Source organism: Ruegeria sp. CRTD044 (assembly GCF_059613485.1).
In genome coordinates this window covers 143,691-156,061 of record NZ_JBXWSP010000004.1, presented here as the reverse complement: position 1 = coordinate 156,061, position 12,371 = coordinate 143,691, and the positions used below count along the sequence as shown (strand labels likewise).

Sequence of the window (12,371 nt, the reverse complement as noted above, 5' to 3'; positions counted from 1 at the left end):
CATGGAATTTCTGACCCAAATCAACGACATGCTGACGGATCAATTGGGCGAGTTCGGCCCGCTGATCGTCGTCGGCGTGCTGGGATTGTTCATGGTCCTGGTGACCATTCCGATCCTTTTGAACCAGCCGGAAGATCCCTTGAAAAAGCTGCAGCGTGCAAACGCTGCGCCCAAAAAGGAAAAACGTGGCAAGAAGGATCAGTTGCGCAACTCGGGCCGGAACGAACAGCTTGAAAAGTTCGCGACCTTCCTTGAGCCGAAAGATGAAGAAGAATACTCGGCCATGGAGCTCAAGCTGCGCCAGGCCGGTTACCGCTCGAAAGACTCCGTTCGGTTCTTCCACTTTGCGCAATTTGCGTTGGGGATCACCGGGATCGTTTTGGGTGTTCTCCTGGTGACCGTGTTTTCAAACGGGCAGGAATTCACCGGTCAGCAAATGATGATCCGCGTTCTGGTGCCGGGTGCCATCGGATACTACATTCCCAAATACTGGATCACGCGCCGGATCGAAGAGCGCAAAGAGAACATTATCGCGGGCTTTCCCGACACGCTTGACCTGATGCTGGTCTGCGTGGAAGCTGGTCAGTCTCTGGATCAAGCGATCGTGCGTGTGGCCGGCGAGATGAAGGCCTCCTACCCCGATATTGCGCAGGAATTCGAGATCGTGGCCTATGAGATGAAGGCCGGCAAAGAGAAAGATCAGGTTCTGCGCGATTTCGGGACGCGGTGCGGTGTCCAGGATGTGAGCTCTTTCGTGACGGTGATGATTCAATCGGCCACATTCGGTACGTCGATTGCCGACGCCCTGCGGGTTTATGCCGGCGAGATGCGCGACAAACGCGTCATGCGCGCCGAAGAAGCCGCGAACAAGTTGCCAACGAAAATGACCCTTGCCACAATGATGCTGACGGTGCCGCCGCTGCTGATCATTCTGGTCGGTCCCTCGGCAAAAGGCATCATGGAGTTCGGTAACAGAGGCCAATAAGCCCATGCCCTCACGCAACCGGTGCGCCCGCTTTGGGCTCCACCGCCTAATGATAGCCACCGCGGTTCTTGCCATGGTGGCTTCGTGTACGGACCCAAGTCTTTCGAACGGGCCTTTTGCCCCCGGCGTCGACCCCAAAGGTGGACCGATTGACGAAATTGCTGTCGGGAACCGATTGATGGCAGCCGGAGAATACGAGTTGGCCATGGAATCGTTCACCCGCGCGGCCCTGACAGAGGGGATGACCCCGGAAATCCTGACCTCGATCGGAACCGCCAATCTCGGCCTCAGGCGGCTGGGACAAGCCGAGCCCCTGTTGCGACAAGCGGTCGAAGAAGACCCGGATTGGTCGGTTGCGTGGAACAATCTCGGCGTTCTGCTGATGGAAAAAGGTGAGTATGCCGAGGCCGCGCAGGTCTTCCAAAGGGCCTATGCGTTGGACAATGGCGAAAGTGACGCAATCCGTGACAATCTTCGCTTAGCGCTCGCAAAAATGGAAAATCCTGTTAATAATACACCACAAGAACAAGAATATACGCTGGAGCAGCAAGGGAACGGAGCTTTCCTACTGCGGAAGAACCAGTAACAGAGGCAAGAGCAGTAAGGGACGCAAAAATGCGCCAACAATTCCTGATTCCGACAGTCGTCGTGTGCGGGCTGATCCTGTCTGCATGCGCAAAAGAATCCGAAGAGGAAAAGGTCGAACGTACGTTCCAGGAAGTGAACGTCATCGACGAGACAAACCTCAACGACGTGATGCTCAATGCGGCTGACCCGAACGAGGCAGTGACCTATTTCCGTGGAGCCGCCGGCAAGAATCCAGATCGGATCGATTTGCAGCGCGGCCTTGCCATTTCGCTGACCCGCGCCAAGCGCAGCACCGAAGCATCGGCCGCCTGGAAGCGCGTGACCGCGATGTCCGGTGCAACGAACGCGGATCGCGTCGATTATGCGGACTCGTTGGTCCGCAGTGGTGATTGGAAGGCCGCAAAGGCTGCGCTGGACCAGATCCCCCCAACCTACGAGACGTTCAAACGGTATCGGCTTGAAGCCTTGGTGGCAGACGCCAGCAAGGATTGGAAGCGTGCGGACCAGTTCTATGAAACCGCGATCGGGCTGACCACACGGCCGGCCGGCGTGATGAACAACTGGGGGTATTCCAAGTTGACCCGCGGCCAATACTCTGAGGCTGAGCGCCTGTTCACCGAAGCCATCCGACAGGACAGTTCATTGTTCACGGCAAAGAACAACCTGGTTCTTGCCCGCTCGGCGCAGGGCAATTATTCCATGCCGGTGATCCCGATGTCCCAGACCGAACGCGCGGAACTCTTGAACACGATGGGCATCTCGGCCGTGAAGCGCGGTGACATCAACACTGCCAAGAACCTGTTCCGGGAAGCAATCGCCACCCATCCGCAGCATTTCGACGAAGCAGTTCGGTCGCTCCGCGCGCTCGAGGAAGCATAAGGCATGGAAATTCCTGCAGTGGCAGCCCTGTGGTTTCTACCATTTGTGCTGCCCATCTGTTTCTATGTCGCGTTCACCGACATGCGGGAAATGAAGATCAAGAACCATGCGGTTACAGCTCTGGCCTTGGTTTTTGTGGTGGTCGGGCTGATTGTGCTGCCACCTTGGTCGGGCGAATGGGTTGGGGCCAGCATCGGGCCTTTGCAGTTTTCTCTGCCGGTTTATGCTTGGCAGCTGTTCCATCTGGTGGTCGTGCTGTTTTTTGGCATTCTTCTCAATGCCGCCGGCGCCATGGGTGCGGGCGACGCCAAGTTCTGCGCGGCTGCGGCTCCGTTCGTTTGGGTTGGTGATTTCTTGCTAGTGATGGTGATTCTGATGGTCACGACGCTGGCCGCGTTTGCCACCCATCGGCTGGCCAAATACTCCCGCCTGCGCCAGATCGCCCCGAACTGGGAAAGCTGGGATCAGGGCAAGAAATTCCCCATGGGGCTGGCCTTGGGTGCGAGTCTTGGCATCTATTTGATTTTGGGCGCAATTAACGGCTCGTAAACCATCATGCCTGCGCCTTGCCCGCGCCTTGGTCCTGCCACAAAGCTGCGCCAGATTTTCCGCAAGTGGTCCGTTTCGGGGCCCAAGGATTGACAACTGGATAGACGAGCCGCGCTCATGAACATGCAGACCTCATCCGTTATGGCTCCTCCCGCCCCGAAGGGTCTGGGGGAAATGCAGCTTCCGCTGGTTATGATGCGGGACATCCTTCTGAAGACCGTTTTTCGCAAGAATGTGGACACGGTGAGCGAGATCGCCGCCTCGATCTGTCTGCCGAGTTCGGTGACGCAGGAATTGGTCGACATCGCCCGCGAACAGAAGCTGCTTGAGGCGACGGGGACATTGAACGCCAACAGCGGCAATGAAATGGGCTATCAGCTGACCGACGCCGGCAAGGCACGGGCTTTGGACGCGCTGAGCCAGTCCGAATACTTTGGCGCCATGCCCGTTCCGCTGGAGGTCTACCGCGAGCAGGTCAAACGGCAGTCGATCCGGAACATCCAAGTCACGCGCGATCAGCTGACCGGCGCCATGGGGCATCTTGTCCTGCCGGACAGCCTGCTTGACCACCTGGGCCCTGCGGTCAGCGCCGGTCGCTCGATCCTGATGTACGGCCCGCCGGGCAACGGTAAGTCTTCGATTTCAAACGGAATTCGGGATGCATTGGGTGACAACGTCTTTGTTCCGTACGCCATCGAGTATGCCGGTCAGGTGATCACCGTGTACGACCCGATCGTGCACACAGCGATCGAGCAAGAGGCTGACGACCCGAACAGCCTGCGCCGCCGCAAGCGGTTCGACACGCGGTACGTCCAGTGTGAACGCCCTACGGTGGTCACGGGTGGTGAACTGTCGCTGAGCATGCTGGACCTGGTCTACAACCCCACGGCGCGCACCTATCAGGCGCCGCTGCAGCTGAAATCGACCGGCGGCATCTTCATCGTGGACGATCTAGGCCGCCAGGCCGAGCCGCCGCAGGCCCTGATCAACCGGTGGATCGTTCCGCTGGAAGAGGGCAAGGACATTCTGGGTCTTCAGTCGGGTGAAAAGTTCGAAGTTCCCTTCGACACGCTGGTCATCTTCTCGACCAACTTCCACCCGAACGAGATCTTCGACCAGGCCGCGCTGCGCCGGATCTTCTTCAAGATCAAGATCGACGGTCCGAACCAGGAAAATTTCCTGAAGATCTTCGCGATGGTGGCCCGCAAGCGCGGCATTCCGTTGGACGAGGCCGCGCTAGTACATCTTCTGAAGGTCAAATACCCGACCATCAACAATGTCTATGCGAACTATCAGCCGATCTTCCTGATCGACCAGATGATCTCGATCTGCGAGTTCGAGGGCATCCCCTATCAGATGAGCCCGGAATTGATCGACCGCGCCTGGGCGAACATGTTCGTCAAGGACGAGGAAATCGTTAAGTAAGACGGGCCCAAACCGCATTCCGCTTTGACACCGGGCGGGCTAGTCTGCGCATATGACGCAGATTCCCGCCCGGATTGACGCTTGGTTTCCCGCCAAAGGTTGGTCCGTCCACCCGCACCAACAGGCTATGATCGACCGGGCACAGGCCCCTGCGACGCTGTTGATCGCGCCCACGGGCGGCGGCAAGACGATGGCGGGTTTCCTGCCCTCGCTGATCGAACTGGCCGATGGGCGGCACGCGGGGCTGCACACGATCTATGTCTCGCCGCTCAAGGCGTTGGCCGCCGACATCAAGCGCAACCTGCGCGGCCCGGCCGACGAGATGGGCTTGCCGATCCGGATCGAGGATCGCACCGGCGACACCACCCCCACCCAGAAAAAGCGCCAACGCGTGGACCCGCCGCATATCCTGCTGACGACCCCGGAAAGCTTGGCGCTGCTGGCGTCCTACGAAGATGCACCACGTATGTTTCAGGGCGTCCAGCGCGTGATCGTGGACGAGATACACGCGTTGGCCGACAGCAAGCGAGGCGACCAGTTGATGCTGGCGCTAGCCCGCCTTCAGACGCTGTGCCCCGATCTGCGGCGCGTGGGCCTGTCGGCCACAGTCGAGGACCCGGACGCCATCGCGCGCTTTCTGGCCCGCCACCCCGACCCTTGCGACATTGTTCTGGCCGACCCCGGCCCCGATCCCGATATCGCCACATTGCAAACGGCCGAAATGCCGCCCTGGGCCGGGGGCGGCGCGGCCTATGCCATCCCGGCGGTGCTGGAGCAGGTCCGGCAGCACAAGACGACGCTGATTTTCCACAACACCCGCGCCCAGGCCGAGATCTTCTTTCACAACCTGTGGCTGGCCAATGACGAAGGTCTGCCCATCGGCATCCACCACGGCAGCCTCGACCGACAGCAGCGCGAACGGGTCGAGGCGGCGATGGTCCGTGGAGACCTGCGCGCCATCGTCTGCACCGGCAGCCTCGATCTGGGGATCGATTGGGGCGACGTGGATCTTGTGATCCAGATCGGCGCACCCAAGAACGTCAAGCGCTTGGTCCAGCGGATCGGGCGGGCCAACCACCGCTACAACGCGCCGTCCAAGGCTCTGCTGGTGCCGGCCAACCGATTTGAGGTGGTCGAATGCGTCGCCGCGCTGGAGGCCGCACGCGCACACGATCTGGACGGCGAGCCGCGCGGCCCCGGCCCGCGTGACGTATTGTGCCAACACATCCTGATCGCGGCCTGCGCCGGGTCGTTCGATGCCGATGCCCTGTATGCCGAGGTCACCTCGGCCGGTCCCTATGCCGATCTGGCCCGCGCGGCCTTCGATGCCTGTTTGGAGTTCTGCGCCACCGGTGGCTATGCGCTGCAGGCCTATGACCGCTGGCAGCGCCTGCAACAGCGCCCCGACGGGCTGTGGCAGCTGCGCGACCCTCGCGCGGCGCAGCGTATTCGCATGAACCTGGGCACGATCCAGGACAGCGATACCCTGAAGGTCAGGCTGAAACGCAACCGTGGCGGCAAGCCCTTGGGCGAGGTCGAAGAGGCCTTTGCCGCATCGCTCACTCCCGGCGACACCTTCCTGATCGGCGGTCAGATCGTGCGCTATGAAGGGCTGCGCGAAACGGTTGTCGAGGTCACGCGCCGTGCGGACAAAAAGCCCAAGGTCGCCACCTTCTCGGGCACCAAATTCGCCACCTCGACCCAGCTGAGCGACCGCATCCTGAGGATGTTTGCACAGCCCGACTGGCCGCAGCTGCCCGAACATACGGGTGAATGGCTGGATCTGCAGCGTCGGATGTCGCGGCTGCCCGGGCGTGATCGGCTGTTGATCGAGAGCTTTCCCAATGACGGCCGCGAAAACCTGTGCGTTTACGGCTTTGCCGGACGCAACGCACAACAAACGCTGGGCCTGCTGCTGACCAAACGAATGGAGGAAACCGGGCTTGCGCCGCTGGGCTTTGTCGCGACCGACTATGCCACGCTGATCTGGGGACTGGACGCGGTGACCGACCCCAGCCCCCTGTTCCAGATCGAGGCCCTGCGCGACGGGCTGGACAACTGGCTGGCGGGCAACGCGGTGATGAAACGGACCTTCCGCGCCTCGGCTACCATCGCCGGGCTGATCGAGCGCAACACAGGTGGCCAACGCAAAAGCGGGCGGCAGGCGACCTTTTCGTCGGACATCCTGTACGACACGCTGCTGAAATACGACCCCGACCACCTGCTGATGCAGATCACCCGCGAAGAGGCCATGCGCGGGCTGGTCGATTTCGGACGGATCGAGGCCATGATCGCGCGCATCGGCGACCGGATCGACCTGATCCGGCTGGACCGGGTGTCACCGCTGGCGGCGCCGTTGCTGCTCGAGGTGGGAAAGGTCCCGGTCAAGGGCGCGGCCGAAGAACGGCTTCTGGCCGAAGAAAGTGCCCGCCTGTTGCGTGACGCCGGCCTGGAACCTGCCTGAAGAAACGACTTGCAAAACACGCCCTGACAGGCAAAGAACGGACCATGAACAGCCTTGAATTTTCGTTTGCGGGTGCCCGGCTGCGCGCCATGGGATCGGGCGCACTTTGGTGGCCTGCGCACGATCTTCTGTGTGTTTCGGACCTGCACTTGGGCAAGTCATCTCGGGTCGTTCGGCGGGGCGGACCGGCCCTGCCCCCATATGACAACCGAGAGACACTGTCCCGGCTGGCCGCCGATCTTGACACGACCGGTGCCAAGACAGTGGTATGCTTGGGGGACAGTTTCGATGATCTCGAAGCCTCGGAAACGCTGAGCGACGCAGATCGGCTCGAGATTTCTGCGCTGCAAGCCGGGCGGCTCTGGATCTGGATAGAGGGCAACCATGACCCGGGTCCCGTCGCGCTGAGCGGCACCCATCTGGCCGAGTGGAGCCAAGACGTGCTGGTCTTCCGCCATATAGCGGAAACCGACGCGCAAGGCGAAGTTTCAGGGCATTTTCACCCCAAGGTCCGGCTCAATGCGCGGGGCCGCATAATCTCGCGCCCGGCCTTTTTGTTCGACGGGTGTCGACTGATCATGCCGGCTTATGGAACATATACCGGAGGGTTGCGCAGCTCGGACACCGCGTTGTCTCAGTTGATGCAGCCGGACGCCCGCGCCATTCTGACGGGCCCGCAGCCACAGCTGACGGCGATGCCGCGTTAGCCGACAGCTGGTTCAGATCACACCGTCTTCTTCCAGTTTGGGTTTGTATTTTCGGCTGACGGGAACCAGATCATCGTTCCGAAGGCGCAGGTAGGTCTTGCCGTTGTTTTTCTGGATTTCCAGAATGGCCGCGTCCGTGACCCAATGGGATCTGTGCGTACAATGGCCGGAAACCGGTTCCATCTCAGCAATCGCATCAGTAAAGCGCGACCGGATTGTATAGGTTCCGCTGGTGGTCACCACATCAACGTAGTGATCCCGGACCGCAAGCCGTAGGATATCACCACGGAACCCATCCGGTAGGCGGCTCACCAAACGGGGTTGGGGTGCTTCGACGACCTCGTTATTTTCAGGCGGGGCTTCGCCTTTGCTGACAAGAACCAGACCTGTGCTAAACAGCGCACCGTAGGTGCCAACCGCCAGCAAACCGGGGGCATCGTGGCCACTGGCAGCGCACAGGATCCACGTCAGGATCCACAATGCTGGCGTGAACAATACAAGGATCACCAAGGCAAACGCCACGTCCCGGACCGTCAGTCCGACGTGGTCCAGACGATCTTTCACCAACTGCCGAGATCCCCAAGTTGCCACAACCGCCAGAATCATCACTCCTGCCCAGAACAACAGACGTACGGAGAAGGGCAGATCCATTTCTCGGAACGGTGGAAAAGTATAGGCGAGCAACGGGATGAACAGAATACCGGCGACCACCCTCTGAGGCGTGCATTCTGCAATGAATGGGCTCAGTTTTGACGACATATCAAAATCAATAAGCAGCCTTCCGAGACCCAGCCCTTGTCCCTCAGACGCCCACTTGTTCACTTCGTAACCGGCTGGAAACTCAAGCTTATCACGAAATGTCAGACAATCAAACACGTTTGCGGCGTGTTGGCGGGGGTCGTTTCATCCCCATGTTGGCCCCGGGGCGGACGCTCTGCCCCAAGGCCGCCAGTGGTCAGGCTGTCAGGCCTTCGGGCTCGGGCAGGCCGTTCGACCGGCAACAGGCCGTCAGAGTGTTGGCCAACAGGCAGGCGATGGTCATCGGGCCAACACCACCGGGAACCGGTGTGATAGCGCCTGCGCGCTCGGCCGCGCTAGCATAATCCACGTCGCCGACCAGCTTGGTTTTTCCATCACGCTCGATCCGGTTGATTCCAACGTCGATGACGGTGGCACCCTCCTTGATCCAGTCGCCAGGCACCATCTCGGGGCGGCCCACGGCGGCCACGACGATATCGGCGCGACGCACGACATCGGGCAAGTCCTTCGTACGGCTGTGCGCGATGGTCACGGTGCAGCTGTCGCCCAGCAGCAGTTGCGCCATCGGCTTACCCACGATGTTCGACCGGCCGATCACCACCGCATCCATGCCGGACAACGAGCCATGATGATCGCGCAGCATCATCAGGCAGCCCAACGGTGTGCAGGGGACCATGGATTTCTGACCGGTGCCCAACAGACCCACGTTCGAGATGTGGAACCCGTCGACATCCTTGGCCGGGTCGATCGAGTTGATCACCAAGTCCTCATTCAAATGTTTGGGCAGCGGAAGCTGGACCAGAATGCCATGCACCGCGGGATCGTTGTTCAGCTTCTCGATCAAGGCCAGCAGATCTGCCTCGGACGTGTCGGCATCCAGCTTGTGCTCGTATGAGTTCATGCCCACTTCTACAGTCATCTTGCCCTTGGAGCGGACATAGACCTGGCTGGCCGGATCTTCGCCGACCAGGACCACTGCCAGACCGGGGGTGATGCCGTTTTCTTCCTTGAGTTTTGCAACCTGATCGGCGACTTGCGCGCGGACCTTGGCCGCAAAGGCCTTGCCGTCGATGACTTGAGCTACCATCCTTTGATCCCTTCTTTCAAAAAGCGGATCGGGCGCGAAGGGCGCCCGGTCATTCAGTCAGGGCCGAGCACGTTCTCCTCGCGCGCAATCGACCAATCAATCAAGATGCGCCAAAGCCTTTCGGTCAGATCGGGGTCCATGCCCACCTCAACCGAGTTTGAACGCACCTTTTGCACCACATCCTCGACACGCTCGGGAATTCGGGCCGGCAGGCCCTCGCCCGGTTTCAATTCGGACGCGCGATCGATGTAGGTTGCGCGCGTCGCCAACAGTTCGATCAGTTGGCGGTCCAGCTTGTCGATCTGAACCCGCAATTCCTGCATGGAATGACAGTCCTGCGGTAGTGTCAGAGTGGGCATCGCAATCTCCTCATGGCCCGGGGATTCCCCGGACCACGAGATGTCTTATTCAGCAGCTTAGAACAAGCCCTCGATCTGCCCTTCGTCGTTGAGGCGGATTGTCTCAGCCGCCGGTTTGCGGGGCAGACCGGGCATGGTCATGATCTCACCGCAGACCACCACGATAAAGCCAGCACCCGCCGACAGGCGCACCTCGCGCACCGGAACCGAGTGGCCGGTGGGCGCGCCGCGCAGCGACGGATCGGTCGAGAAGGAATACTGTGTCTTGGCCATGCAGACCGGCAGGTTGCCGTATCCGGCAGCTTCCCATTCCTTCAGCTGGTTGCGGATCTTGGCATCGGCCAGAACCTCGTCAGCGCGGTAGATGCGCTTGGCGATGGTCTCGATCTTTTCGAACAGGGACATTTCGTCAGGGTAGATCGGCGCAAAATTCGCGGTACCGGCATCAGCCAGTTCAACGACTTTTTTTGCCAGATCTGCAGATCCTTCCGAGCCCAGTTCCCAATGCCGCGACAGAACCGCCTCAACCCCATGTTCGGCGCAGTAGTCCTTGACCGCCTGAACCTCGGCATCGGTATCGGTGACGAAGTGGTTGATCGCCACGACGACCGGCACGCCGAAGGATTTCACGTTTTCGATGTGGCGGCCCAGGTTGGCACAGCCCGACTTTACCGCGTCGACGTTTTCCGCGCCCAGATCGGCCTTGGCCACGCCGCCATTCATCTTCATCGCACGCACCGTGGCCACGATCACCACCGCCGACGGCGCGATGCCCGCCTTGCGGCACTTGATGTTCATGAACTTCTCGGCGCCCAGATCGGCCCCGAAACCAGCCTCGGTCACGACATAGTCGGCCACCTTCAGCGCGGTCTTGGTCGCGATGACCGAGTTGCAGCCATGCGCGATGTTGGCGAATGGGCCGCCATGCACGAAGGCCGGGTTGTTTTCCAGCGTCTGGACCAGGTTGGGCTGCATCGCGTCCTTCAGAAGAACGGTCATCGCGCCTTCGGCTTTGATGTCGCGGCAGTAAACCGGGGTCTTGTCGCGGCGGTAGGCCACGATGATGTCGCCCAGGCGCTTTTCAAGATCCTTCAGGTCGTTGGCCAGGCACAGGATCGCCATGACCTCGGACGCGACGGTGATGTCGAAACCTGCTTCACGCGGGAACCCGTTCGACACGCCCCCCAAAGAGGCCGTGATCTGGCGCAGGGCGCGGTCGTTCATGTCGACGACCCGGCGCCAAACGACGCGGCGGGTATCGATTTCCAGTTCGTTGCCCCAGTAGATGTGGTTATCAATCATCGCCGACAGCAGCGAGTGGGCCGAGGTGATGGCGTGGAAGTCACCGGTGAAGTGCAGGTTCATCTCTTCCATCGGCACGACCTGCGCATAGCCACCGCCCGCGGCACCTCCCTTCATGCCGAAGTTCGGACCAAGCGAGGCCTCGCGGATACAGATCATCGCATTCTTGCCGATCCGGTTCAGGCCATCACCCAAACCGACGGTTGTGGTGGTCTTGCCCTCGCCCGCAGGCGTCGGGTTGATTGCAGTCACAAGGATCAGCTTGCCATCTTCGCGGTCCTGGACCGAATTGATGAAATTCTGGCTCACCTTGGCCTTGTCATGGCCGTACGGCAGCAGGTCGTCGCTCGAGATGCCTATTTTTGCACCAATCTCCTGGATTGGCTTCTTGTTCGCCTCGCGAGCGATTTCAATGTCGGATTTGTAGCTCATTGGGCAAGATCCCTGATTGAATTCCGTGCAAAACCGACGCCGCGCGTCGGTGCTGTCAAATCCATACCGTTGTGTACGGTTTGAATGGATGTGGATTCCGACATTTTCAGGCCGCGAAACGGCGTAGGCCTTGTTCGGACGTATCTAATCGGAAACCGCCGTCTGTTTTGGGTTCCATGCGCGCTGATCGGGGACGAACAGGGTCAGACTGTCTCCGAGCCTCAGAAGTCCCGGCCGTTCGACCCAAGCGGTCACCCCGCGCCGGCCCTGTGCGGCCGGTTTGAACCGGACGCCGTGCCCCGGTGACTCTGCTTCGATTTCACGTCCGGGCAGAACACAAGGGCGGTTCTCCATATCGACGGTCATGGTCAATCCCGTATCCGCCTGCAGCCGAGACGAGGGCGGAACATGCGTGAAATCCGGAATGCCCTCGACAACGATACTTGCACCCAAAAGGGCCGGATCCAGCCGGTCCACGCCCATGTCAGAAGCAATGGCCGCCATTTCCTCGGCAGCCAGGATCGTCAACTGTCGCACGTTGCGGATTTCGGTGCCTTCCGGGTACAGGTTCTTGACCCGCACGCAGGATGGTCGATTGAGCCCTTCATGGCGCGCGCCAATGTCGCCCGAGAACCCAAGGTCGAGCTGTGGCACCGGCTGAGCCCGCAGGGATTGCCCGGCGGGAACGTGGCCCAACCAGACGACCCGGGCCTTGAATTCGGTTTCACGCAGGACAGGCATGCCATTTCCTTTCGACAGCGGATCAAAGTTCGCTGCAGCCTAACGCTCGCTGCCCTGATGGAAAGGCCGAAAAGAAAAGACCCGGCTCTGGGGC

At 60.5% G+C, this 12,371-nt stretch carries 12 protein-coding genes; 7 read left to right on the top strand and 5 right to left on the bottom strand.

Going from position 1 to position 12,371, the window contains the following annotated elements:
* Window position 1 precedes the first annotated feature (1 nt).
* The 7 genes from AC2FNL_RS03650 to pdeM all read left to right on the top strand — a co-directional run bounded on the left by AC2FNL_RS03650 (window position 2) and on the right by pdeM (window position 7,597).
* Window positions 2-985, top strand: coding sequence for a type II secretion system F family protein (locus AC2FNL_RS03650; RefSeq protein WP_093962760.1), 984 nt, complete (start codon window positions 2-4; stop codon window positions 983-985).
* A gap of 4 nt (window positions 986-989) precedes the next feature.
* Window positions 990-1,571 carry a tetratricopeptide repeat protein gene (locus AC2FNL_RS03645; protein WP_496832465.1) on the top strand — a complete coding sequence of 194 codons (582 nt, stop codon included), beginning with the start codon at window positions 990-992 and terminating at the stop codon, window positions 1,569-1,571.
* A gap of 29 nt (window positions 1,572-1,600) precedes the next feature.
* Window positions 1,601-2,452: a tetratricopeptide repeat protein gene (locus AC2FNL_RS03640; RefSeq protein ID WP_093962762.1), complete on the top strand. Its 852-nt coding sequence runs from the start codon at window positions 1,601-1,603 to the stop codon at window positions 2,450-2,452.
* A 3-nt stretch (window positions 2,453-2,455) separates the two neighbouring features.
* Complete coding sequence (locus AC2FNL_RS03635) at window positions 2,456-3,001, top strand: prepilin peptidase (RefSeq protein ID WP_093962763.1); 546 nt, start codon at window positions 2,456-2,458, stop codon at window positions 2,999-3,001.
* 117 nt (window positions 3,002-3,118) lie between these two features.
* Complete coding sequence (locus AC2FNL_RS03630) at window positions 3,119-4,426, top strand: DUF8689 domain-containing protein (RefSeq protein WP_093962764.1); 1,308 nt, start codon at window positions 3,119-3,121, stop codon at window positions 4,424-4,426.
* 52 nt (window positions 4,427-4,478) lie between these two features.
* A complete protein-coding gene (locus tag AC2FNL_RS03625; protein WP_496832462.1) occupies window positions 4,479-6,890 on the top strand; it encodes a ligase-associated DNA damage response DEXH box helicase in 2,412 nt (803 codons plus the stop codon).
* A 44-nt stretch (window positions 6,891-6,934) separates the two neighbouring features.
* Entirely contained in the window at window positions 6,935-7,597 is a 663-nt protein-coding gene (gene pdeM, locus AC2FNL_RS03620; protein ID WP_496832460.1) for a ligase-associated DNA damage response endonuclease PdeM, read from the top strand.
* Between the two features lie 12 nt (window positions 7,598-7,609).
* Here pdeM and AC2FNL_RS03615 read toward each other — a convergent pair whose 3' ends face one another.
* From AC2FNL_RS03615 to AC2FNL_RS03595, 5 genes are all read right to left on the bottom strand, one after another.
* A complete protein-coding gene (locus tag AC2FNL_RS03615) occupies window positions 7,610-8,419 on the bottom strand; it encodes a LytTR family DNA-binding domain-containing protein (protein ID WP_496832458.1) in 810 nt (269 codons plus the stop codon).
* Window positions 8,420-8,552: 133 nt separating this feature from the next.
* Window positions 8,553-9,443, bottom strand: a complete 891-nt coding sequence (gene folD / locus AC2FNL_RS03610; protein WP_093962767.1) for a bifunctional methylenetetrahydrofolate dehydrogenase/methenyltetrahydrofolate cyclohydrolase FolD — start codon at window positions 9,441-9,443, stop codon at window positions 8,553-8,555.
* Between the two features lie 53 nt (window positions 9,444-9,496).
* On the bottom strand, window positions 9,497-9,802 hold the full coding sequence (locus tag AC2FNL_RS03605; RefSeq protein ID WP_170337522.1) for a chorismate mutase: 306 nt from the start codon (window positions 9,800-9,802) through the stop codon (window positions 9,497-9,499).
* Between the two features lie 57 nt (window positions 9,803-9,859).
* Window positions 9,860-11,536: a formate--tetrahydrofolate ligase gene (locus tag AC2FNL_RS03600; protein WP_475144729.1), complete on the bottom strand. Its 1,677-nt coding sequence runs from the start codon at window positions 11,534-11,536 to the stop codon at window positions 9,860-9,862.
* Window positions 11,537-11,680: 144 nt separating this feature from the next.
* Window positions 11,681-12,277 carry an MOSC domain-containing protein gene (locus tag AC2FNL_RS03595; RefSeq protein WP_496832455.1) on the bottom strand — a complete coding sequence of 199 codons (597 nt, stop codon included), beginning with the start codon at window positions 12,275-12,277 and terminating at the stop codon, window positions 11,681-11,683.
* Window positions 12,278-12,371: the final 94 nt, after the last annotated feature.